The organism is Methanoregula sp., assembly GCF_023227875.1.
Classification (GTDB): domain Archaea; phylum Halobacteriota; class Methanomicrobia; order Methanomicrobiales; family Methanospirillaceae; genus Methanoregula.
On the sequence record NZ_JALOCH010000003.1, the window covers coordinates 14,081 to 38,864 of the forward strand.

At 51.2% G+C, this 24,784-nt stretch carries 21 protein-coding genes and 1 CRISPR repeat array (1 of these 22 only partly in view); of the genes, 10 read left to right on the forward strand and 11 right to left on the reverse strand.

Features of this window, described 5'->3' with window-relative positions:
- Window positions 1–3,323: a CRISPR direct-repeat array (repeat unit 37 nt; unit sequence CTTCGAGCGATTCATCCAAGAGAACAAGGATTGAAAC) (it extends 1,414 nt beyond the left edge of the window).
- A 112-nt stretch (window positions 3,324–3,435) separates the two neighbouring features.
- The 8 genes from M0R30_RS03860 (at window position 3,436) to M0R30_RS03895 (ending at window position 10,093) form a co-directional block, all read left to right on the forward strand.
- Complete coding sequence (locus M0R30_RS03860) at window positions 3,436–3,663, forward strand: hypothetical protein (protein WP_292543567.1); 228 nt, start codon at window positions 3,436–3,438, stop codon at window positions 3,661–3,663.
- Window positions 3,599–4,021 (forward strand): PIN domain-containing protein, encoded by a 423-nt coding sequence (locus M0R30_RS03865; protein ID WP_292543570.1) that lies wholly within the window; start codon window positions 3,599–3,601, stop codon window positions 4,019–4,021. The genes M0R30_RS03860 and M0R30_RS03865 overlap by 65 nt, the downstream gene beginning before the upstream one ends.
- Window positions 4,022–4,221: 200 nt before the next feature.
- Window positions 4,222–4,428: a hypothetical protein gene (locus tag M0R30_RS03870; RefSeq protein WP_292543573.1), complete on the forward strand. Its 207-nt coding sequence runs from the start codon at window positions 4,222–4,224 to the stop codon at window positions 4,426–4,428.
- Window positions 4,425–4,718: a hypothetical protein gene (locus tag M0R30_RS03875; RefSeq protein WP_292543576.1), complete on the forward strand. Its 294-nt coding sequence runs from the start codon at window positions 4,425–4,427 to the stop codon at window positions 4,716–4,718. The genes M0R30_RS03870 and M0R30_RS03875 overlap by 4 nt, the downstream gene beginning before the upstream one ends.
- 54 nt (window positions 4,719–4,772) lie before the next feature.
- Window positions 4,773–6,113 (forward strand): adenylosuccinate lyase, encoded by a 1,341-nt coding sequence (gene purB, locus M0R30_RS03880; RefSeq protein ID WP_292543579.1) that lies wholly within the window; start codon window positions 4,773–4,775, stop codon window positions 6,111–6,113.
- A 112-nt stretch (window positions 6,114–6,225) separates the two neighbouring features.
- Window positions 6,226–8,025: a PAS domain-containing sensor histidine kinase gene (locus tag M0R30_RS03885; RefSeq protein WP_292543581.1), complete on the forward strand. Its 1,800-nt coding sequence runs from the start codon at window positions 6,226–6,228 to the stop codon at window positions 8,023–8,025.
- The gene (locus tag M0R30_RS03890; protein WP_292543584.1) at window positions 8,015–8,386 is read left to right on the forward strand and encodes a response regulator; all 372 of its coding nucleotides are present in this window, start codon (window positions 8,015–8,017) and stop codon (window positions 8,384–8,386) included. The genes M0R30_RS03885 and M0R30_RS03890 overlap by 11 nt, the downstream gene beginning before the upstream one ends.
- Window positions 8,387–8,743: 357 nt before the next feature.
- Window positions 8,744–10,093, forward strand: a complete 1,350-nt coding sequence (locus M0R30_RS03895; RefSeq protein ID WP_292543587.1) for a response regulator — start codon at window positions 8,744–8,746, stop codon at window positions 10,091–10,093.
- Between the two features lie 21 nt (window positions 10,094–10,114).
- Here M0R30_RS03895 and M0R30_RS03900 read toward each other — a convergent pair whose 3' ends face one another.
- From M0R30_RS03900 to M0R30_RS03945, 10 genes are all read right to left on the reverse strand, one after another.
- A complete protein-coding gene (locus M0R30_RS03900; protein ID WP_292543590.1) occupies window positions 10,115–12,196 on the reverse strand; it encodes a fibronectin type III domain-containing protein in 2,082 nt (693 codons plus the stop codon).
- A 99-nt stretch (window positions 12,197–12,295) separates the two neighbouring features.
- Window positions 12,296–13,687, reverse strand: coding sequence for a hypothetical protein (locus tag M0R30_RS03905; protein ID WP_292543593.1), 1,392 nt, complete (start codon window positions 13,685–13,687; stop codon window positions 12,296–12,298).
- A gap of 85 nt (window positions 13,688–13,772) precedes the next feature.
- A complete protein-coding gene (locus M0R30_RS03910) occupies window positions 13,773–14,309 on the reverse strand; it encodes a hypothetical protein (protein WP_292543596.1) in 537 nt (178 codons plus the stop codon).
- 62 nt (window positions 14,310–14,371) lie between these two features.
- Window positions 14,372–14,950, reverse strand: coding sequence for a hypothetical protein (locus M0R30_RS03915; RefSeq protein ID WP_292543598.1), 579 nt, complete (start codon window positions 14,948–14,950; stop codon window positions 14,372–14,374).
- 603 nt (window positions 14,951–15,553) lie between these two features.
- Window positions 15,554–15,676 carry a hypothetical protein gene (locus tag M0R30_RS03920; protein ID WP_292543601.1) on the reverse strand — a complete coding sequence of 41 codons (123 nt, stop codon included), beginning with the start codon at window positions 15,674–15,676 and terminating at the stop codon, window positions 15,554–15,556.
- An 84-nt stretch (window positions 15,677–15,760) separates the two neighbouring features.
- Entirely contained in the window at window positions 15,761–16,021 is a 261-nt protein-coding gene (locus tag M0R30_RS03925) for a type II toxin-antitoxin system HicB family antitoxin (RefSeq protein WP_292543604.1), read from the reverse strand.
- Between the two features lie 187 nt (window positions 16,022–16,208).
- Entirely contained in the window at window positions 16,209–18,041 is a 1,833-nt protein-coding gene (locus M0R30_RS03930; protein ID WP_292543606.1) for a threonine--tRNA ligase, read from the reverse strand.
- A gap of 123 nt (window positions 18,042–18,164) precedes the next feature.
- Entirely contained in the window at window positions 18,165–19,343 is a 1,179-nt protein-coding gene (locus tag M0R30_RS03935) for a tetratricopeptide repeat protein (RefSeq protein ID WP_292543608.1), read from the reverse strand.
- A 782-nt stretch (window positions 19,344–20,125) separates the two neighbouring features.
- The gene (gene dcd, locus M0R30_RS03940) at window positions 20,126–20,683 is read right to left on the reverse strand and encodes a dCTP deaminase (protein ID WP_292543611.1); all 558 of its coding nucleotides are present in this window, start codon (window positions 20,681–20,683) and stop codon (window positions 20,126–20,128) included.
- Between the two features lie 392 nt (window positions 20,684–21,075).
- Window positions 21,076–21,309, reverse strand: a complete 234-nt coding sequence (locus tag M0R30_RS03945) for a hypothetical protein (RefSeq protein ID WP_292543612.1) — start codon at window positions 21,307–21,309, stop codon at window positions 21,076–21,078.
- A 148-nt stretch (window positions 21,310–21,457) separates the two neighbouring features.
- Here M0R30_RS03945 and M0R30_RS03950 point away from each other — a divergent pair, with 148 nt between their 5' ends.
- Complete coding sequence (locus M0R30_RS03950) at window positions 21,458–22,624, forward strand: serine hydrolase domain-containing protein (protein WP_292543613.1); 1,167 nt, start codon at window positions 21,458–21,460, stop codon at window positions 22,622–22,624.
- A gap of 234 nt (window positions 22,625–22,858) precedes the next feature.
- Window positions 22,859–24,496: a serine hydrolase gene (locus M0R30_RS03955; protein WP_292543614.1), complete on the forward strand. Its 1,638-nt coding sequence runs from the start codon at window positions 22,859–22,861 to the stop codon at window positions 24,494–24,496.
- 61 nt (window positions 24,497–24,557) lie between these two features.
- Here the strand turns inward: M0R30_RS03955 and M0R30_RS03960 are convergent, their stop codons facing one another.
- Window positions 24,558–24,770 carry a hypothetical protein gene (locus tag M0R30_RS03960; protein WP_292543617.1) on the reverse strand — a complete coding sequence of 71 codons (213 nt, stop codon included), beginning with the start codon at window positions 24,768–24,770 and terminating at the stop codon, window positions 24,558–24,560.
- Window positions 24,771–24,784: the final 14 nt, after the last annotated feature.

Consider the following 24,784-nt stretch of genomic DNA (forward strand, 5'->3'; position numbering starts at 1 on the left):
AGTCTTTCATCCCTTGCGCTCCTTGCATTTGATCTTCGAGCGATTCATCCAAGAGAACAAGGATTGAAACAGGTAATGCGGGAAATAAGCGAAGGTGAACAATGAACTTCGAGCGATTCATCCAAGAGAACAAGGATTGAAACCCCGGTCGATCAGGCTACCCGTGGCATCGTATGGTTCTTCGAGCGATTCATCCAAGAGAACAAGGATTGAAACCTCCCAATGAGTTTCTGACCACGCACGACATCACCTTCGAGCGATTCATCCAAGAGAACAAGGATTGAAACAATCTCTCTCGAAATCTGAAGGTCCATTTGTTTCTTCTTCGAGCGATTCATCCAAGAGAACAAGGATTGAAACTCGTAGGGATCCCGGGCACGGTCGTCACCGATTTGCTTCGAGCGATTCATCCAAGAGAACAAGGATTGAAACATACGAGCGTTGCCGCGTAGGTTCCGAGTTTTGGATCTTCGAGCGATTCATCCAAGAGAACAAGGATTGAAACCGTCGATTGAACATCTCAAAGAAATTGTTTACGACTTCGAGCGATTCATCCAAGAGAACAAGGATTGAAACCCCGGAAACGCAGGTGATGAGCCTATGACAGCACACTTCGAGCGATTCATCCAAGAGAACAAGGATTGAAACCCCACCCTTCCCTTATGATGTATTCCGGTTCCTGCTCTTCGAGCGATTCATCCAAGAGAACAAGGATTGAAACCGCACCTTCTCGTACTTGGCCCACGCGGGGTCGCCTTCGAGCGATTCATCCAAGAGAACAAGGATTGAAACTCCGGTACACCAAAACCATTGTCGTATGGGGGCTGCTTCGAGCGATTCATCCAAGAGAACAAGGATTGAAACTTGAGTCAATGCGGGTATCTCCAACGATGAGAACGCTTCGAGCGATTCATCCAAGAGAACAAGGATTGAAACATGTCCTTTTTCGTGATAATATCGTCTTTGTACTCACTTCGAGCGATTCATCCAAGAGAACAAGGATTGAAACTGTCCCTGCACAACTACCAGACACTTGTACTGATGAACTTCGAGCGATTCATCCAAGAGAACAAGGATTGAAACTCCTGATCACCCTGGTCGCATACGCGCACCTGATGCTTCGAGCGATTCATCCAAGAGAACAAGGATTGAAACTATCTTTTGGACAATCCAGCCGGGTTTTTGCCGTTCGCTTCGAGCGATTCATCCAAGAGAACAAGGATTGAAACCGAGCCGCACAGAACAACAGGAAACCCCCTTTCCCTTCGAGCGATTCATCCAAGAGAACAAGGATTGAAACCGCCATTGTTGGATACCAACTCGCACTTGTGATTGCTTCGAGCGATTCATCCAAGAGAACAAGGATTGAAACTACGACGGATCGTTCGGATCACAGAACTTTCCGGAACTTCGAGCGATTCATCCAAGAGAACAAGGATTGAAACCAGGAAACCCGCCGGCAATACCAGGAACACATCCGACTTCGAGCGATTCATCCAAGAGAACAAGGATTGAAACCAGCCCGGAGAAAGGGTATATCGTCGTGGAGTAGCCTTCGAGCGATTCATCCAAGAGAACAAGGATTGAAACCTGTTCTTGCGCGCTGTCCCCAAGGGTTTTGGCCTCTTCGAGCGATTCATCCAAGAGAACAAGGATTGAAACAGTATTCCCCGTTTGCTGATATGTCTGGTCTTCCGCTTCGAGCGATTCATCCAAGAGAACAAGGATTGAAACGTCAATGATGACTTGGGAAAAACCGCACGCTGGAACTTCGAGCGATTCATCCAAGAGAACAAGGATTGAAACTTCGTCGAATGTCATCTCACATCCTCCCATTGATCACTTCGAGCGATTCATCCAAGAGAACAAGGATTGAAACGTCATGATATCACTTGTACCTCCTCATTTTCCCATGCTTCGAGCGATTCATCCAAGAGAACAAGGATTGAAACTCCACAACCGATGGAACGCCATGATGCCTTGAAATACTTCGAGCGATTCATCCAAGAGAACAAGGATTGAAACCACCATGGTAATCGAGAGTGTATATAAGATCGGTCTTCGAGCGATTCATCCAAGAGAACAAGGATTGAAACAATCAATTGCCACTCCAAATTTCTTCAGCACCTCCTTCGAGCGATTCATCCAAGAGAACAAGGATTGAAACTGTCCTTTATCGAAATCTCCAATATCAATTTCGTCTTCGAGCGATTCATCCAAGAGAACAAGGATTGAAACAACACGCGGGTTGACTTGTCCGAGAGAGTGAACGTGCTTCGAGCGATTCATCCAAGAGAACAAGGATTGAAACTGAGGTCCTGCTTGAAAGTGCTCTGGTTTTGTTCAACTTCGAGCGATTCATCCAAGAGAACAAGGATTGAAACACTCACGGCCAACATACCCGAGTGCCCTCTCATTCTTCGAGCGATTCATCCAAGAGAACAAGGATTGAAACAGTGTCATAGTAACTTTGTCCCCCGCGGTGAACGTTCTTCGAGCGATTCATCCAAGAGAACAAGGATTGAAACTTCACCACTGCGAGGCACAGATCGGGACGGTCAGTCTTCGAGCGATTCATCCAAGAGAACAAGGATTGAAACGGGTTAATGCGTCCTGGTATTGATCTGGGGGGAGCTTCGAGCGATTCATCCAAGAGAACAAGGATTGAAACCGGATAAGGTCTTCGTCTCTTCCGATCATTTCGGCTTCGAGCGATTCATCCAAGAGAACAAGGATTGAAACATCATAGCCGGGAGTTTCAGTTTTGGGAGCAGTTGCTTCGAGCGATTCATCCAAGAGAACAAGGATTGAAACTCGGCGGTGTTATGACGATCCTATGCGGGTAGAACCTTCGAGCGATTCATCCAAGAGAACAAGGATTGAAACGGGGTTTCCCCGACAAGAGTAATACCTTTCGTCAGCTTCGAGCGATTCATCCAAGAGAACAAGGATTGAAACCTGTTGAACGTGTTCGAGATGGTCATCGGTTCGGGCTTCGAGCGATTCATCCAAGAGAACAAGGATTGAAACCTCAATAATGCTCTAAAATCCATGTATTTGATATATCTTCGAGCGATTCATCCAAGAGAACAAGGATTGAAACACCATCTATAAACGGTCTCTAGTATGAATAAGCACACTTCGAACGATTCATCCAAGAGAACAAGGATTGAAACCACCTTTGCTGAATGTGGCCCGGGATATGGCCCCGGCTTCGAGCGATTCATCCAAGAGAACAAGGATTGAAACATTGCGTCCTCGGTGCGGGCCCGGTCCGTCAGCCTTTCTTCGAGCGATTCATTCAGGACAACAAGGATAAAATCCATCAATCATATTCCCCGCCCCCCTAAAATCCCGGTGAAGCACAATTCTTATTTGCACCAACAGTATACAGTATACAGTATGACCGCAGCAACCCGTCGAGTACGTACACCTGTGCAGAGTCCGCAGAAGCCGCGGACGCCGGCGCAGTTCTCATTTGAAGCAAAAGAGAAGCTGGACCACATAAAAGAGGTCGAGAACCTGTCCTCGTACAACGATGTCGTGGACTTCTTATACGGCCTGTGGAAATCCGGCCAGCCCTCAATGGCCGGGGCGTTTGCCGGGATGGGTCCGTTCGACCGCACAGGAGAGGAGGAGGATTCCCATCGCACACCTTATTGATACGTGGGCGTGGATTGAGTATTTCGAGACTCCGACTCCTGGAATAGAGGAGATTATTGCCGGGCGGGATATGGTTTACACATCCATCATCACGATCACGGAGCTGGTTACTTCATTTACCTGGAAGTCCGGGCGTTTGCCGGTTGCGGATGCCGTTGAGAAAGTGTACCGGCTCAGCCGTGTCATTCCGATCGACCGTCAGGCAGCCACCCGTGCCGGGTCGTATTCAAAGAAAGAGTTCCCGGGCGGGATTGCGGACCGGATCATTCTTGCAACGGCTGAGACCCGCGGGTTGACAATCGTCACGGGCGATCAGCATTTCAAAGGGCGTTTGGGAGTAGTTTACATCGGAAAATAATCAACAGACATTTATCTTGTCCTGTTATGTCACCCGGGGGCGGGATTGGCCACGATTGATTTCAGAAGGCCTTGCCGGGTTTTTCAGGCTGGTTGTGTAATTGCCCTTTGCTATATTGCTTATGGTAAAATCAGGATCGCGCCAAGAATTCTGTGCAGGATTGTAAATAAGTAAATACTTACAATGGTCACATACTATCTATGCCCGATCGGGAATATGCGACCAAGAGAATTCCGGTATGTCCGAGTACATGGGAAGCTGTCCACGGATTACGCAGGCCCGGTCAGACATTTGATGACGTGATCAGACAGCTGGTACGCGAAGAGAACCGGCGCCGGTTGTACGATGAGACCCACAGGATCATGGAAGAAGACGATTTCGTCCCGCTTTCGGAGATCAAAGCGTGAGTTATGAAATTGTTGTCGGGCGAAAATCCGCGGATTTCCTCAACGGACTTGATGATAAAAACAGACGGATCGTCCGGTCACGGCTCGCCACACTAAAAGACGATCCCTTTCCCGGCAAAGGCGGCGACAAGGAATTAATCAAATCGCCAAAAGGAAGGCCTGACGATAAGGTGTACCGTCTCCATGTCAGCCGCAGTTTCACGGCATTTTACCAGATTAAAGAAAAAACAGTATATATCACTGAAGTCCTGACGATCGAACCGGCCCATAAAAAGTACGGTATCCTCTAACCGGCAATCTTTTTTTTGAATCTCCTTATATCCCTGTACATCCCATTTCTACCCATGGCAGTCCACCCCATCGAGGAGCGTTACGGCACAAAGGAGATGCGTGCCGTCTGGAGCGAGCAGAACCGGTTCTCGTGTATTGTCAGCGCTGAGGTCGCGCTGGCAAAGGCCGAGGCCCACCACGGCATGATACCGGCCGCCGCTGCAATTGAGATCAGCGACAAGGCCCACAACGCCTCGCTCGAACGGGCAAAGGCGATCGAGCTTGAGATCAGCCACGATATGATGGCGATCGTGAAAGCGATCTCGGAGGTCTGCGGGGAGTCGGGCCGGTGGGTGCACTACGGCGCGACCAGCAATGACATTCTCGACACCGCGACCGGCCTCCAGCTCGGACAGTCTCTTGATTTGCTCGATACGAAACTGAGGAAACTCCTCGCGGTCCTCCTGAAGCGGTCGGGGGAGACCAAGGCCCTTGTCTGTATCGGGCGGACGCATGGGCAGCAGGGCGTCCCGACCACGTACGGGCTCCGGTTTGCGATCTGGGCAAGCGAGGTTGCCCGGCACATCGAGCGCCTCGAACAGATGCGGCCCCGGGTCGTGGTCGGCCAGATGACCGGCGCCGTGGGGACGCAGGCCGCACTCGGGCCGATGGGGATGGAAGTGCAGGCCACGATGATGGAAAACCTTGGGATTGGATCGGTGGACGTGTCCAACCAGGTGATTGCCCGCGACCGGTACGCGGAGTATTTCATGTTCTGCGCGAATGTCGCGACAACGCTCGACAAGATCGGTGTCGAAATCCGCTCGCTCCAGCGGACCGAGATCGGCGAGGTCGAGGAAGCATTCGGTGCAAAACAGGTGGGCTCCTCAACAATGCCCCACAAGCGCAACCCGATCAAGAGCGAGCAGGCCTGCGGCCTTGCCCGCATCATCCGCTCCTCCGTTGAACCGGCACTCCAGAACAACACGCTCTGGGACGAGCGGGACCTGACCAACTCCTCGTGCGAGCGGGTGCTCTTCCCCGAGGCATCGATCCTCACCGACCACTGCCTCCGGCTCATGGCCGGGGTGCTTGACGGGCTCGCGATCAACCGGGCCGTGATCCGCCGGAACCTGGAGTTCCTCCACGGGATCAACATGGCCGAATCGATCATGATCGAACTGACGAAGAAGGGGATGAACCGGCAGGACTCTCACGAGCGGATCCGGATGGCGAGCATGCAGGCCCTTGCCGAAGGCCGGCCGCTTGCCGAGATCCTTGCAAAAGACCCCGAAGTGGTCCGGTATTGTTCCAAAACCGACATCGCCGCCCTTCTCTCGCCGGACGCATACATCGGGACATCTGTCAAGCAGGTCGAACGGCTCATCGAAAAGCTCTCGCCGCTCACGGTCTGAATATATAGTGGATTTCTTTTTTTTCGTTTCACGACCCCTTGACAATACCTGTCACTTTCACTCCCTGAAGATACAATATTTATAAACTCTCCCGGAGAATACGACAATACTCATGGATCGGTCTATCACAGTCTCGGGCTATACGGTAACCCATACCGATATTGTCCGCGTCTGTGTCATCGTCTCGCTCACGCTCTCCTGCATCTTCATCACCTCGATCTCCCTAGCCCGGCATGTCGAGACGATCTATGCACAGCTCTTCTATTTCCCGATCCTGTACGCCACGTATTTTTACCCGAAGCGCGGCCTCATCCTTGCCGGTTTCTGTGCCGTCGTGTACGAGGTGCTGGCCTATGTCTACGTGTTCCCGGACACGGCCGGGCTCATCTATACCACCGGGCAGGCAATCCTCTTCATCTGTATCGCTGCCGTTGTGGCCTATTTCACCGAGAAGATCAACACCAGCGAGACCCGGTACCGCGGTATCTTTGAGACATCCCTCTTAGGCATCGTCATCTTCGACCAGAACACGTTTGCCATACGCATGTCCAACTCCCATTTCTCCGAAATGATCGGGTACACACCGGAAGAGCTGGGGTCGATGACATTTGCCCAGCTCTTCAATGGCCGGGACGAACAGCGCCGTTTCTTCGAGTACCTCGGGTCCAGCGAGGATGTGGTCAACTTCGAGACCACGTTCCTCTCCAGGGCTGGCGAGCCGGTCTGGGTGAACCTCTCGTGGAGCCGGATAGACGGGAACCTGGTCAGCTGTTCGGTCATCGACATCCACCAGAGGAAACTTGCTGAACAGGCCGCAGAGGAGAACTTCCTGCAGTACAAGCAGGTGACGGAACACGCCCCGACGAGCATCGTCATCCTGAAAGGCACCGGTATCGTGTATGCAAACCCGACGTTCCGGGCCTTCACCGGGTACGAGCAGGACGAACTGGCAGGCAGGGATATCCTCACTGTTATCCATCCCGATGACCGCGACCGGTTCCCGGTCATTCCCGGTACCCCCGATAACGGCCAGACCCTTCCCACGATGACCGAGGTGCGGTTCCAGACAAAATCGGGCGACATACGGCGTGGCACCCTGTTCTTTACCTGGATCCTCCAGAAAGGCAGCCCGGCGGTACTCATCAACCTGGTCGACATCACCGAATACGAACAGCTTAAAAAGACGATCCAGCAGGACAACATCCGGCACCAGGGCATGATCAGCACGGTTGCAAAGGAACTCCATTCACCGCTCCAGCCGATCATGGGATACCTCAATATGCTGACGCAGAACCCGGAGACGTACGGCGTGACGGAGGAGACCCGCACGATCCTTGACCGCGTCACAAAAAGCGTTGACCGCGAACGCCAGGTCATCAACCAGATGCTGGAGCTCTCTGATGTTGACCCGGGCAGGAACCCCCTGGAATATACCACGTTCAGTGTTCCCGCTTTAATCAGGAGCATCGTGGATAATGGCGGGTATACGTCAAAGGCGGAACTCGTGGTTGATGTACCCCCGGACCTGGATGTCGAGGGTGACAAGGAGAAGATCTCGACCGTGATCGACTCCATGCTCTCGAACGCGGTGAGCTACTCAAAACCTCCCCGTAAGATCCGGATCTCGTATGTATCTACACCGAATGACACCATGCACCGCATTGCCATCCAGGACAACGGGACCGGCATCACCAATACCCAGCTCGATGAGATCTTCGAACCGTTCCAGCTCCCCGATACAGCGAACGGCAGCAGGAAATTTGACCGTGCCGGCCTGTCGCTCCCGGTTGCAAAGAAATACGTGCAGATGCATGGCGGGTTCATCAGTGTTGACTCCATCGTGAATATCGGGAGCACGTTCACGATCCATATCCCGAAACACCGGCAGGCTGGCGTGACCCATGGCGCATAAGATCATGGTGGTCGAGGACGACGGGCCGATCCTCGAGATGATGGACCTGCTGATCCGGAAGCTCGGGTATGAACCGGTCCTTGTCGAGGACGGGCTCCTTGCACTGGAGATGATCCGCAGGGCTCCCCCGGCGCTCATCCTCCTCGATATCATGATGGTCCCTATCGACGGGTGGAAGTTTTTGGAAACCCTCCGGGGGGACGAGGGCATGCGGGACATCCCGGTGATCATCTTCAGTGCCGCTCCTGAAGTGGGGGAGCGGATGGCGCAGATCCATGACCCCCGTCTCGGGGTGCTCCAGAAGCCGGTCTCTCTCGAGGACCTGAAAGAGGGGATCCTGAAGTATCTCCCGAAGACGTGACCACGTTGTGTGTCCGGGCGCAATTCCACAATGATCATCCTTCCGGAATTTTTTAAGAGATGACCTACCAGCGCACGAATTAAATCGCAATGACTTAATAATTCAAAACTATTTTTACAGTATACCGGATATTCAGGAAACCGGGATTCCCCCCATCCCAATTGTACGTCTCTCCGGAGATCGGATTACTTTGATCTTCCGGATGATCCACCTCAAGTACCCCTTCAAAATACTTCCCATCATGAACTCAGAAATGCCGGTCACCCCCGCAAGAAAACCCGTCTGGTGGGTGCATGGGGAGATGGGATGTGATTCTTGCGGGAATATCTCTTTTAAGAAACCTGAGGGAGGTCTCCGATGGAATCTGCGACCGTCCTTGTAGTTGAAGATGAGGCTGTCATCAGCCTGGACATTGTGAAGACTCTCAGGTCAATGGACTATCAGCCACTCTGTACGGCCTGTAACGGCGATGAGGCTGTGGCAAAAGCACGTGAATTCTTACCGGATGTTGTCCTGATGGACATCGGGATTCCCGGTACTGTTGATGGGGTGGGGGCAGCAGAGATCATCAGGGACGAACTGGAGATCCCGGTAATCTTTGTCACCGCATATGGGGATGATGCGGCCATCGAAAGAGCAAAACGTGCTGACCCGTACGGATATGTGCTCAAACCGATCAGGGAACGTGAACTGAAAATTGCAATAGACCTTGCCCTGTCCCGGAAATCCAACGAGATGCAGGGACGGCTGAAAGGAATGCCGGCACCACCGGCAGGCGGTGGCGATACACCGGGTGAGGCCAACGGGAGATACACCAGTCTTTCGGATATCCGGGCATTGTCTCTTAAGGGTTTTTTTGCGGATATCGTCCTCCTCCTCTACAGTAACACGGAAGTAAAAGACCAGGTCATCACCTCGTTTATTGAAAGAAGCCTGAATGCACGGGGGGATGTGCTCTTTGCTTATTCTCTCTCACGGGCCCACAGGAGTTTTCTCCATGAGATCCAGATGGGAAAGATCAGGATTTGCCGGTTGAAGAGCGGGGACCTGTCCGCCCTTAAGGAAGCACTTTCAGGTTGTTTCAACCCGGATAGTGCCGGTCCCGTCCCCCATAGAATCGTCATAGATTTTTCCAGACGGTTTGATCCCGGGGATATCGAAGCGATCGTTGATCAGGTTGTTGCGTCCCGCCATGCCGGAGTGCCCGTGTCCGGCATCATCGCACTGGCCGTCGGGACCTGCGATGAAACCCTGGTACATGCGCTGTCACAAAAAATACCCAACATGGTAGTGGCAACCAGTCGTGGCACGCTCATCTCCAGTGCCGACCAGTCATTCCCCCTTGAATCGCTCTCGTTTCTTCCCCAGTCCGTTGTTGATGAGACCGTGAAAAAGGTGCTGGAACCGGTCGTGCTCTCGCTTCTTGAAAAACCGATATCCGGTCATGACATCCTGCTGGAGATCCGGGGGCGCTACAACATAGCGGTTCCCAAGGCAAGGATCTATATGCAGTTATATGCCCTCCAGAAGAAGGGATATCTTTCCGTGAAAACGGTCGGAAAGTCCAAATTGTATGTCCCGACAGAGTCCGGAAAAAAATATATCCGGCAAAAACTGGATGAATTCAGATCCACGTTCCACCATATCCTCGCGGAGATGGCTGAAAAAAATACCGGGAACAACAGCACGTGGGAAAAAAGAGAATAAATGATTGATCTTTCACGCACTTCATCGCTCTTTCTTCCTGGTGCGATTCCTGTTACCGGAACGACGGTCGTACAGGACGATTGCGACGCCAATTGCCAGGAGAACGGCAAATATCCCGGCGAGAAGGACGATATTGTTCGCAATAAACCTCCCGATGGTCCCCGCAGGAGTGTCATGGACCGTCTGCTGCGCAGGCTGTTGAGACCCGGTTGTTGGTGCAGGACCGGTCTGCGTCTTCAGGCTGACCAGGCCGAATGCGGACAATCCTTTCGGCGATGTCGCCAGGAAGGCGATATTGCCGTTATTATCGACACCTGTATAACCGGTCGTAAGGATTTCAGAAGTCCCGTCATCGGATAGATGCGCGACCCCAATCGACGGGATCCCTCCATGGCTGGAAACCCATTCCGGTGAGACGGTCAATGTGAGTGTTGCCGGCCCGGTTGTCGCAAGGTTGGACTTCCCGAGAACAACACTATACGCAACATCCTCGACCTGCCGGTTATTGGCGAGGGCAGCCGACTGGAATGCGTTCAGCATATCCGGGTTCGCAGCATCTGAAATGGTCGTGGTGATGGCAGCATTCTCCGGAATTCCGGCCAAGGCTGTCTCGAGCGAGACGGAGACCGTGCCGCTGCTGGTCTGTGCAGACACTGGATCAGTACGTAATCCCACGCTCTGGACCGTGCCGGATATTACATCTTTCTCTATGACCGATGAATCGCGTGTTACCACGGTCAGGGTGAACCCCGGCTGGCTGATGGTGATCACGTTGTTGGCAAGGGTGATTGTTGCCCCGGACTGTCTTGCGAGTACAGCATCGAGGCGGATCGTCTGCATCCCCGCAGGATCGGTCGTTGCGGTTAACCCTGCGACGCGGAGGGGCTGGACGGTTGTTGCCTCATCCTCCTGGAAGGGTGCAAGGAACTCGTTGATCTGTTGCACAATCGGGGCTACTGCCTGCTGGATCGTGGAGTGGCTACCCGATACTCCGGTGTAACTATTGCTTTCACTACTGCTGACACTACTGGTACTGGTAGTACCACTCCCTCCGCTGCTTCCTCCGCCATTGCCCCCACTATCGCCGCCCCCCGTGGAAGCAACGGCGGTCATGCCGAAGGTCGAGAGGCCGTTGGGGGAAGTTGCCCGGAAATTATCCGTGGTGATGTCGCCAGAAACATCGCTATCGATATAAAGCGTAGTGAGGACTTCCTTTTTCCCGTCATCTCCAAACCGTATGATCTTGATGTTGTCCCTGCCACCGTTTTCTTCAACCCAGGCATGATCGACGCTCAGGTCCAGAGTTACTCCGGCGGCTCCCAGATTGGCATTGAGGGCATCGGTGTTTTTGAATTCTACCGTATATGCAACAGACTTGATATCGAGGCTGCTGCTTGTTGCGGCAAGCTGGAAGGCACTGGCAACGTCAGATGTTGCACCCTGGATGATATTCTGCTGGATGGGTTCGCCGGAGACAAGTTTGGTCAGGGGAACCTCTATCCGGGCACTGACTGTCCCGATATTCCCTCCGAGGTCCTCTGTAACCGGCGTGCTCGTCATGACAATGCTCTGGATGCCGTTAACACTGATATCCGTCCCGCTTTCGACAACGTCCGATCCTGTATATTTTATGCTGGACCAGCCGTTATTCAGGTTAGTGACCGTGACAGTTTTTCCATCTGCCTCTTTCGTGGCCGTTGCCGTCAACGTTGACTTGCTGAGATTGACCTGCTGGACGCCGTTCTCTGTCTTGGCTGTTACCCCGGTAACGGTTGTTTCTGCGGAGGGTTGGGCGAAGGATGTCCCGATAGCATGCGTTGTTGTGAAATGTGAACCTGTGCTGGTTACGGATACACCATCATCGGTTTTTGATATGATCCGGTAATAGTACTTTGTGTAGGGAGAGAGGCTGCTCAATGGGACGAAATGCGACGTCACTAATGTATCATTGGTATTGGACATACCATAGCCGGTTGTTGTGTCATATTCAACGGTACTGTTTGTTTTGAAGTTAGTATTCCATGTGATGTTGGCATTATTTGAACCGATTCCCGTGGCCTTGATATTATCACCGACGAGGGTTATTGTTGCAGTGATTACCACATTTCCTGTGGTTTCTGCATCGGCAGGATACGTAAGAAATCCAAAGGTAAGACAAAGAAGAATGCAGATTACAGAGAAAAATTTTAAATTATTTTTCATTCATCTTCGTTTCCTGACACTCTCCCCGCATGCAATAACTGCGATAGTGAGAGCCGTGAGAATCACCGTCATGGGAACCGGACTCTGGGTGGCTGTTGCTCCAGGTACATCTCCGGATGCCGTGCTGCCACCGGTTGTTGTTGATGAGACCATGACTGCCCAGACACTCAGGTGATTTGTTGTTGTGGTCAGCGTTGTGCTCCCGGTATCTACCTGTGTTGGCAGGACAACCCACTTATTCTGGGCCGCATCATAGTAAGCGAGTTTCAATTGAGAAGCATCCCCCCCGGCAGCCTCAAGATCATCCTTTGAATAGATGACTTTCACCGTGGCATCCTTGCTTAAAAGACCGCTGAGCCCGGTAATCTCAAAACTTGTCGCCCCAAGATTTGCACCAGATGGTGCAGAAGAAAGTCTATCTTTCGAATACGGTTTCAGGATAACAACAGCATCACCCAGCACGGCACCCTGCGGGAAAGATACGGAGTACCGGCCATCTGGTGAAGTCAGGGTTCCTGAACTTCCCGGCGTAAGTGTAATATTGGATTCAGTTATCGGGGGAACATAATTCGTCTTTACCTCAAACGTTGCTGACCTCTCGTCAAGGACCTTACCTGTCTCCAGCAGGACTTGGGAAGTGACAGTATATGATCCAATCGGGAGGTTTTGCAGTTCCGGGGTTACGCTATACCTGACGGTATTTCCCGGAATAACTGCAAAAACGGTAGGTTGTGTTGATTTGTTACTCACAATATTTCCGTTTGCATCGCGGATAACAACCAAATTTGCCGTATGATAATAATGATAATTACCGGTATTTTCCAGTATTGTTGTGACCTTTAGCGGCTGTCCGACAACAATATCACTCACTGAAAGGTTAGTAATACTACCTGTCTCTGTTGGTGCACTCCCGGAAATTGTTATCATGACTGGAACGGTTATTGCTGTTGTGAATGATTTTCCCTTTCCCGGCAATGCGTGGATATAGATAATTGCATATCTTCCACCAGGGCCGGCATTTGCAGGAACCGAGATTTTTGCAGTAATTGTCTTTTTTGCACCGGGTTCAAGGTGAACAGTGCTTTCATCAACCGTAATAAAAGATCGGGCAGAGTAGGGACTCACATCATCGGCTGTTGTTAAGGGGGAATAACTCATTTCCAGACCCTGACCAAAACCTAGTACATCAACCTGAATATCAGCCGGATCGTCCCCGGCACCAATACTCACCGTCATTGTGTGAGTAGTTGTCCCACCTGGCTTGATGCTGTCCATGTATTTTGCTCCAGATACACTAATTGCAGTGACGTTTGGCAAACACATCGTAATCAGGATCAACAATACAAGAATCTGGAATGTTCGAGCAGGAAATCTTGGAAACAAGGCTGTCATTTTTTTACCTCTACTGTGAAATTGTGTAATAATTGATAAAAACCTTTTAAAAATAAATTCGTTTTTATTCGTCTTTCAACTCGAATCAGGTAAATCCTCCGGAAAATGTGGTAACAATCCGGTATACATGACCCGCCGTCAGGTTGGTATCTGCAATGACAACCGGCTGGGTAATAATAATCGGGATAGTCACACTCGGACTCGGGATTGTTGTTCCTGTTGCAATCTGTTGATATGATCCACTCAGGCTTATGGCAGACCCTGCGGTATAACCTGTTCCCGATGCAGCGGCAATATTCATAGGATTACTCAGTACATGCGGACTGGTGACGTAGGATGAACCATACCATTCTGCCATATGACCCGCAGAAGTACCGGGTTTTTCATCATCTAACGCATCCCTGACTTTAATATACCAAGGTTGTGTATCCGCTACTACTGTAAGGGAAAGAGCCTCGTTGGTATTATCTTGACCTGTCGCAAGTTTCCAGTCATTAATAGTCCCTGAGATACCGAGGGATATGTCCGCTGCAGATACCATTGTATTGCAGAAGAGAAGCAGAAGTACGACTATGATAATGATGAGGATGTTTGACCTGAAGTCCGGATGAGGGTGGTGCATTCGCTTTCCTCTGGTGAAGTCTCTCTTTGAAAAATGGATTCGATAAAGGGGAACAAATCTGATCAGGCAGCCCCTGCAGCAAACGTAACAACTATCCTGTACGTTTGGGTCTCAGGCAGGGGGTCATCTGCCGCAGCATAAACCTGTTGGAAATACACCGGAACTACGGCGCCCGCAGCCCCGACTTGTGAAGTAAATAGAGGTAGTCCAGCACCAGTTAAAGCGTGATAATCAGTTGCTGCGACAACAGGGTCTGCTAATCCCGGACTTCTTACATTTAATGGATTGGCCATATATTTTGTTCCCCATGTTCCGGGGGCAGTTGTATATTGTGTTAATGCTCCTACGGATGCACCAGGTTTCGCAACCCCCGGGTCGGTGTCCACGTCCAATGCATCGTGAGCAGTTACGGCCCATCCCTGATAGTTTGTAGTGACCGTAATTGTTTCAGTCTCATCTGTATCGGTTTCAGTGAGTTCTCCAAAGTCTATCGTTGCAGCACCGACAGATATCGCCATGCTTCCAGTAATATCCGCTGTAACTGTCGCACTATCTGTGTCACTATCAGCCGCCATCACCGGTGCCACCATTGCAGCAATTGCAATGATCAATACCATTAGAACCAATACTTTTGTTTTCATCCTTTTGCACTCCTTTGATCTTTCGATCAATTGTTAAAATAATTCAGATACAGTTAAACCCGGGCCTGTGGTTCAAATTTTGAACCGAACTGAAATCTGAGAAAAACGGGCGAAATCTCCCGAATTCCACGCTTTTTTGTGCGAACAAAAAACGGGATCTTTTCCGGATATATATCTGATTAATGAGAAATTTTAGCATAAAACCAAAATATCAGTTTCAGGTTTAAAAAATATAATATAAATACCGATACTGGAAAATCAAAGGTGCACCAAAATCCGGTCAGCTGATTCCCTCTGGCAGATCCGGAAATATCCCTCATTTTCGCTTATTTTTATGTGCGCGTCCGTCCGACGGAAATCTATGATATTTCCAATAATTATATTCCCTTGTGTTTACCCCCCGCGTATGAGAATCATAGCAGGTCACTTCATTGAAAAAAGAATTCAGGTATTTACCTGAGCGGATATGCAGAGTCCATCGTGTGGGGAATGCGGAACCTGCGATCCTAGTTAAACCGGATACTCGTGTAATAATAAAAAATCGGAGAGAAAAAAAGAGTGATCAGATATACTGCGCCTTCAGCGAAAGGATGCAACGGGTTTTCATTTCTCAATCCATTCGTCCCGTAAAATACCGATCTGCCGGATAATCCTCACGATGAGGTCTACACTGATCTCCGTGCGGTGGGGATTGGGAAGGGTGAGGACAAACGATCCTTTGATCATGTAGGGATGCCGCCATGGTAAGGTCCTTCGAAGCCAAGCGATTTAAGCTTTCGAACCAGTTCCGTCCATGAAACCGGCACCAGTTTATGCTCTGACACCGGAGTCCATCCCTGTCAGTTCCTCGATAGTACAATTGTCAATCGGGGAGATGGGGAGTCCCCGGCGCAGCCTCACGATTATCCAGCCGTCAATAACTTCAACGAGGTTCCGGCGGCACTCCTCAAGCGTTTTTCCGGTTGCCCACACTCCGGGCAGTTCAGGGACCTCGCCGTAAAACGGTTCTTCGTCATCGATCATATCATAGCGTGCGTGGGCAAGGGCTGTTTCGATATACTGGATTATCATGGAGTTCACCAGGACTATTCCGGTTAGTATTCCTGTAATCATTCGTTATGTACCTGCATTCAAATATATTCTGGTATACTCGACCGGAAGTAACAGGAAAAAAGATCCCGCCCCGCACAACCCTTTCCTTGATTGTGCTTACCGTGTTGTTGATCCAGCTTGAAATGTTGATAAAAAGAAAAAAAAATCAGATATACCGGGCTTTCATCGAAAGCTTCCGGGGGGTATAGAGCGGGCGGAACGGTTTTCCTTCCGTATCCTTCTTCACGGCCGCAATCACGGAGTCGGTGGTCATCTGCTCCTTGAACGGCTTGTTCGGCTGCGACTTCTTGCGGATCGTGACGGTCAGTTTCTGTGATGCCATCTCTTCGTCACCGACCACGATGACGTAGGGAACCCAGTCCATGCCGGCTTCGCGGACCTTCTTGCCCACGCTCTCCTCGCGATCATCGATGTCGCACCGGATCTGTGCAGCATTGATCTGGTTGCAGATCTCAAGGGCAAATGCGCCGTGACGCTCGGCAACCGGGATGACCCTGACCTGCGTTGGCGAGAGCCACGTGGGAAGGGCGGGAACTTCCTGCGTGGAGATGTTTTCTAAAATTGCGCAGATCACACGCTCGACACTGCCCGTGGGGGAGCAGTGGAGGATCGGCGGGTGGACGGGAGTGCCGTCTTCCTTGTGGTACTTGATGTTGAACCGGGTCGAGCTCTCGACATCGATCTGGACGGTCGGGTTCTCGATCGGGCGCTTCTGGCCGTCAATGGCGGCGAGGTCGATCTTCGCAACCCAGTAGTGGACACGGTCGGAGAGGATCTCGATGAGCATCGGGCAGTTGGATTCCTTGACGATCTTCCTGACCCATGCCTCGTGCTCGTCATAGAATGCTTTCGTGCATCGGAACGCGGCCACGAGCTCTGTCTCGAAGTCTTTCCCCGTCTGCCAGCCAATTGTGAGCTGCTCCTCAAAGCACTTGAGGGCCTGCGGCATGTCAAGGCAGAGCGAGTGCATGTCGGGCATCGTGAAGCACCGGAGGCGCTTCAAGCCGATGACCTCTCCCTTCTGCTCGTGACGGAAGGAGTAGGTGGAGAGCTCGTACATCTTCATCGGGAGCTGGTTGGGCGAGATGTGCATGTCCCGCATGATCGAGAACATGCCAAAGCAGGCGGCAAACCGGAGCATCATGTCCCGGTTGTTGGATTTGAAGCGGTACTGGCGCTCGCCAAACTTTGCAGCGTGCTCATTGATTGCCTTGTCGCCAAGGTCGTACATGACCGGGGTCTCGACCGGTGTGCCCCCGTATTCGAGGACAAGGTGGAGCACGTAATCGGAGAGGAGGTCGCGGACGATCTTGCCCTTGGGCAACCAGCGGAGGCAGCCGACATCGCTCGCGGGCTCGTAGTCCACGAGTTCTTTTCCGCGCATCAGGTCCACGTGGGCCGGGTCGCCGCCGACCGGGACGGCAACGCCGAGTTCCTTCTTGACCATGCAGCCGAAGGGGGTGTCGTTGAGGTACTCCTTGTAGTCGTGCTGCTTCCCGTCCGGGGTCATGACGAACCAGTCGTGGGTGACCTCTTTTTTCGCCGGCTTGACCGTGGTCTCACCGGGAATGATGGTCTTGGAGAGTTCCGAGAGCGGGTGGCCTTTGCAGGAGAGCTTGAAGGATTTGTACCAGCCGAAGGGGGCACGCTTGACGGCAAAGCCTTCCGCCTCAAGGCCGGCTTTCAGCGCATTGAGTACCTTGATGGCAGTGTCGGGCGATGAGAGATCGCTGGAGAGGTGGGCATACGGGTAGACAACGATCTTGTTCACGTTGACCTGCCCGGCAGTCTTTTTTACTTCCTCAATTCCCTGGAGGATCACACCCTCAAGATCCTCTTCATCGATCGATTCAACAGCGCAGAAGGCGGTGAGGGCTTCGGTCTCCTTATCCGAGAGGACAGTACACTCCTCTGCCATCTTTGTCTTCTTTTTGGCTTCGTATTCTATGTAATCTGAATGAATGAGAAGAAGTCGCATAGATTCATCTCCGATCCGCTATGATCATCCGTATAAAATGGGTTTTCTTGGTATATTAAAGAGGTAAGTATGTGACACCACACTGAGTACGAAGAGTAGGGCATGGTTAAAAACTACTTACGTTCATTTATTCAGTTCTTTTAAGAAATTTTCCCTCCCTTTTTTTGCATTTTCGTATGATGGATTAATCTCCATAGCTTTTTCGAAATTCTGAATTCCGTCCTCATATTTTTTTAATTTTCCCATCAACACTCCTCTATTATACCAAGTTTTTGCATTATAGGGGTCGATCTCCAGTGCTCTATCATATAACTTAAGGGCTTCATCATATTCTTCCGAATTGCAAAGTTCAATTCCTCGACGACCCAAATCAACTCCAGTTCGTTCCGCTTTTTGGATTTTTATCGAAATTGCAATAAATGCAATCGTCACGATAGTTCCTAAAAACCCTGAAATCAATAATGAATAAAATAAAGCAGTCAGCGGTAGCGATATCGTATTATTATTGTAGATATGTTGAATAATTGGGATTACAAAGGAAAGACAAAACTGTGAAATCAAAACGGACGCTAGAGAAAATAATAAAATATACAATGAAATTGGCTTGCGGACATTAGATTCTCCCTTTTTTGGAAAAACGACGTTGGTTATTATCGCACAACCTAAAACGAATAATGTAATTCCACAAGCAATTGCAATAGCCGATAAAAAAAGTGTAATTACGATTTGATATGTCGCGTAGAGAAATATCAGGATACCGAGTATTAGTATGAGAAATGGTATGATGAATAAATACCGAATTACCAATCCTAACGGGAAATTAGGCATGTAATTTGATAAAAATTCAAAATATTCATCAAAAAAATTTCCTTTATTCAACTCGTTAAAAATCACGAGAAGAATGATAAATGCAATTAACAGACTTGAGCCAATTGAAATCTCAATGTAATTAACAGGTGTATTAAAAATAATGAGCGGAACAAGGGTATTTTTAAGACTTGAGATAAATTGTGTCAAGTAAACGGAAAGAGCAATAAAAACTCCAAATATTACAAATAAACTTGAGTTTTCAATAAGAAATTGTTTAAGATAAAACTCATCATTGTTTTCCTTTTTGACACCACATTTTTCACAAATTCTTGGTGTTAATGTTGTTGAATAATCCCATAACCCCCCACAATTTTCACAAAATTTTGGAAAAGTAATATTGGTATTTAGATCTTTTTTGCAGCTTGGACACTTGACTGCATTAGCAAATTCAATTTTTGATCCACAGAAGGGACAAAAATTTTTAGTTTTCATTAAACTCTAGATTAGTTTTCGAACTAAATAATTCTTTTAAGATTGCAATATGACGGTTTTGAAGAAGGAAAAACAAAATAACACATCTCAAAAATTTTCCGATCCCTCAATACAGAGCTTGGTTGAACGCAGTTCCTATCCATTTTTAAAATTCTTTTGAACAAATGATGGTGAACTTCACTCGTCCCGGCTCGGCTGCTACAGCCGGTTCGCGCGGTACCTCAGGTGCCGGAGATGGGAACTGGCCGCGAAGGCAACGACCCGGAAGGTACCCCCGGTTGAAGAGACCACCCACCTCACGGAAGGGAAGTCTCCGACGGAGACCGATCCTCATGGGAGTACCCCCGCCCCATGAAGGCCCCTTTTTCAAATCAGGCTTATTTCATAGATCGGGAGTCATTTTGACCGTATTTGTTTCAGCGATTTTTCACGAAAACCGCGAAATCGACTTATTCACCCGGATCGCCCGACATAAACTTCCGGAAACGCTCATTTTCGCCTCCGATTTCGTGCTTTTTACGTCAGCAGGCCTAAATCGTGCTAATAGAGCCCTAACAGATCGCGAAAGTCGCCTCCGATCAGGCTATGGAGCGTATGTTCCGACGGCCGGATCGATGGATCGGGGGGTGGGGGGTTTGTTTACACCGCCACTATAATGAGCCTGGTAACTAGTCACTGGCTTCTCCGGAATTTTTTTCAGAAGGAATGTTTTGGAAAAAATTTAAAAAAATCCGGTAAAAATTTCCCGGCCCCGCAATCAACCGGCCCGGAAAATCCGGCACTTACTCCCCTTTCCGGTTCCCATGATACCGCGAGAGCGTGGCTGAACGCTGGCCGAGATACTTGGCATCGGTCTTCTTGTCGTAGGGATTCTCCGCCCGCTCGGTGGTGTAGAAGACCAGCTGGCCGATGGGCATCCCCGCGTACACCTTCACCGGTCGCGCGTTGACGTTCGCCATCTCCAGCGTGATCGTGCCCCGGAACCCGGCATCGATCCAGCCGCCGGTCTGGTGGAGCGTGACGCCGAGCCTTGCAATGCTTGACTTGCCCTCGATCGTGGCGACAATATTGTCGGGCAGGCCGATGCACTCCAGCGTCTCGGCAAGGACGAACTGCCCCGGGTTCAGGACAAAAGAGTCCGCGTGAGTCTCATCAACATCTGATGTTACGCTCGCCTTGTCGTACGGGTCAATGACTTCCGTGCCGGGTTTGTACCAGACAAAATGGTTGCCGAGCCGGATGTCCACCGAGTTGGGCTGCACGAGTCTTGGATCGTAGGGATCGATTTTGATATGGCCCCGCGAGATGCGGTCACGGAGCTGCCAGTCTACGAGAATCATCGTCTCTATTATGGGTGCTGAAGGAAGATAAGAAGATCATTCGGCCGGTAGCGGGATTAAAAAAAGCAGATAAATTTTCACGTTACCGCTTTTTACCGGCCCGGTTTTCCGTGTGGTCGCTGTAATCCTGCCGTGGGCGGGTTATCGATGCAGTTTGGCAATTGCCGGTACATGAACGCACCGGGAAATTCGCGGTAAAGAACGTGCAGAGTATCGAAAAACAGATTGTGTACGCACCGCGTGCACCATTAAAAACTTTAAATTCCTTGTAAAATTTTGCAGCAGAGTTCGCTTGAAATTTTCCCGGCAATGTTTGATTTATTTTTTTCAACCAGGGTCTGCCCGGAATTTTTCAATCAAGGTCCGGTTGAAAATTTTCGCGCAGGGTCTGTTCAATTATTTCCGGCCCGGGCTCCCCCGTCCCCGCTGAAACCGGGGGCTGGCCGGGTCTCCGCGTAACGGTCCAGCCTTGAGCCGGTCATCGCATGCCGTTTGACAATTGTCCGGAACATGAACGGGCCCGGAACCGGCATGTACCAGAGTGTTTTGGCAAAAATGGCGATACCGGAATGGGTCGGGCAGCTCTTAAACCGGAGGGAGGGACGGATATCAGTCCGTAATGACACCGGAGCTTAGTACCGTTAAAAAACCCGCGGAAACCTGGGGGATGGACACCACATCTTCCAGCGAGATTCCAAGATTTTTCTGGCAGTCCATCGGAATAAAAAGCCGCCCTTTATCATCTTTTATACCAACAACAGACATGACACATCTATGTCTGACATCTCGTGTATTCTGATCGTCCTCATCGTCATCGCAGCAATCGTTTCCTCCGGGTGCACGCAACCCGTAACGCCGCCGCAACAAGCGGGGGGCATGGGGCCAAATCCCCCGCCCGAAGAGACCCGGGCGGCCCTCCAGCAGATCATGCATGCCGGTATCCACACCACCGGCATTCCCGGAGTCGTTATGGATATCGCAACCCCGAAATGGACCTGGAATTCCGCTGCCGGGAATGCGTCCCCGATCACCTGCGAAAAGGCACAGCCCGGCATGCGGTTTTTGATTGCCAGCGTCTCGAAGACATTTACGAGTGTTGCGGTCCAGAAACTGGCAGAAGAGAAGAAACTCTCGCTCGATGATCCCATAGCACGCTGGCTGCCGGCCGATCTTGTTGAGAAGATCCCCAACGGACGGATTATCACGGTCCGCCAGCTCCTCGACCATACCAGCGGCATCGCTGATTATGAAGAGGACTCCATCATTATCCGGGAATACCAGAACCCGGATGTCCCGGTAACGTACCAGACCGCAATGTGGCAGGGGATAAACGCAAGTCCACTCTACCCGCCGGGAACGAATTTCACCTACTCGAACGTGAATTACATCCTCTTAACCCTCATCATCGATAACGCGAGCGGAGTCCCTTACGAGAACTTCGTGACCCGGAACATCTTTGTCCCTGCAGGCATGAACGACACGTTCATCCAGGAGACCAACCACATCCCCGGGCCGCATATGACTGCTACCCAGCGTGGAGGGAATGGCATGTTTGCAGATTTGTCTGGCCTGTATGTCCAGTTCGATCGCGGCGCAGGAGATATTGTGAGCACGACGGCTGATCTCAACCGCTTCCACCGTGCACTGCGCGAAGGGAAGCTTATCAGCAAATCGTCGTTCGCCGCTATGGAAATACCATCGCCGCAATCCGGCAGTATGAGTTATGGTCTTGGGTATATGAACGGATTCGATGCGGCCTCGAATGTGACCACACAGGGTCACAGCGGGGGATACCCGGGTTCGTTCACGTTCCTGGATTACCTGCCGGAACAGGATACCTACGTTGCCATGAACATGAATTCCGCTGATATCTCAACAGATAACCTCAAGAAAATCCGCACGGCACTTCTCACGTACCTGAAAAACGGGACGTACCAGTGAGATAATTTCCCCGCACTTTTTTCTGCTGGGCCCGGGGGCTGGTCGGGTCTCCGCGTAACGGACCCAGCCGGGAGCCGGTAATCGTATGCCGTTTGACAATTGTCCGGAACAGGAACGGGCCGGACCGGGCAGGTACCGGAGCGTTTGGGAAAGTGGGTGTCCATCTCCTATCCTCAAGAACATTTCCGGTGTAAGTGGAAAGTTTAAACACGAAACACCATGCAACAAAACATAATGAAGCGATCTCTTCTTCTCGTTATCCTTCTCGCAATTCTTGCCGCTGGGGTATGCGTTGCCGGTTGTGCAACAAGCCTACCTGCCGGAACCAGCATATCGACATCACCCCCTAATACTGCTCAACAGGCACTCAGCTACCCGACCCCTGCAGAGTTCAACGGGACACTCGCAACATTCGACACGTACGCAGAAAAGGCAAGACAGAGATGGAACGTCCCGGGCATGGCAGTTGCTGTTGTGAAAGACGGGAAAATTATCTTTGCCAAGGGGTATGGCGTGAAGACAGCCGGGGGTTCTGACCCCGTTACAACGGATTCCGTGTTCCAGATCGGTTCTACCACAAAAGCTTTCACTGCCGCTCTCGTTGCCATGGAAGTGGACACCGGCCGGATGAACTGGAATGACCCGGTGATCCGGTATGTCCCGGATTTCCAGATGAAAGACCCGTGGGTAACAAAGGAGTTCACGCTTACCGATGCGCTCGCCCAGAGGAGCGGCCTTGACGAGAAATGGGGCCAGGACCTCTCAACGCTCGGGTACAGCCGGAGCGAGATGATCCATGCACTCCGGTACGCAGAACCGGTCACGAGCTTCCGATCCCAGTACCGGTACCAGAACATCCCCTTCATCGTGGCGGCAGCAGCAGTCGAGAATACAAGCGGGAAGAGCTGGGAGGAGAACCTTAAGACCCGGATCTTTACGCCACTTTCCATGACCAGCGCCTCTACCGGTTACGATGCGTTCCGGTCGGAACCCGACCATGTGAGCCTGCACATGATCGGGGAACTGCCCGATGGAAGCCTCGGGCCGGTGGCAGCGGATCCCGACTGGCAGTTTAATTATGCGACCGACACGTTAGGGCCGGCCGGCAGCATCAATGCCAATGTGAAGGATATGGCAACGTGGACGATCTTCCAGATGGGGAATGGGACATATGACGGGAAACTGCTCATGAGCCCGGAGAACCTGGCATACCTGCACACCCCGCAGATCCTGATCCCCGGAGAGACTACCGCCGATTCGAAGAGTTACTACGGTCAGGGATGGGAGTACCAGGAGATGAACGGTACGCCCCCGATTGTCCGGCATACCGGCGAGACGCTGGGCAACCATGCCTACGTGATGTTTGTCCCCCGCGAGAATCTTGGTATTGTCGTGCTCGCAAACGAAGCCGGGCCAAGCCTCCCCGAGGATGTGGGCAACGCGTTTTACCGGATGTATTTCGGTACATTCACCCCGGATACCCATGCAGAAAGCACCGACCCGCTCAAGGAAATAAAGGATTTCCTCTTCCATCCGACACCCGTCCGGCCGGAGCACCCGGTACCACCACTCCCTCTCGAGAGTTATACGGGATCCTATACGAGTGACGTCTATGGTCAGGCAACCATTGCAGCAGTGAACGGGAACCTGACCCTGACCCTCGGGAAAAAACCCGTGACGCTCTATCTCGCACCGTGGGACGGGAACTCCTTCAGGGCAACCTGCCCGGCATGGAAATGGGGGCCGGTGTACGATGGCAGGGTTGTGTTCAGCACACATCCTGATGGCACGGTCCGGCAGCTGACCACTACGCTCTTCCTGCAAAAGATGTTCAACCAGGACGCAACTTTTATCCGGGCCGGCGCAGCATAAGGTAAATCTCTTTTTCTTCCCCGGTCCCTGTTGAGACTCGGAGAAATTCATGGCGGGGCTTTTAGGAGAGTGTGCCGTACCGGAGAGGGCTCCGGCCACTCCGGAACCGGAATGTCCGGGCCCCCACCTGTTCCCGCAGAAACCCGGGGACTGGCCTGGTCTCCGGGTAATGGACCCGCCTTGAGCCGGCGATCTTGCCCGGGTGTTCGTAAAAATGATCGTCATGCGCCATAAGGCCCGTTGGCGACGTCCGGTTGTACTCCCCGGTTGTCATCTGCCTGGTGCAGG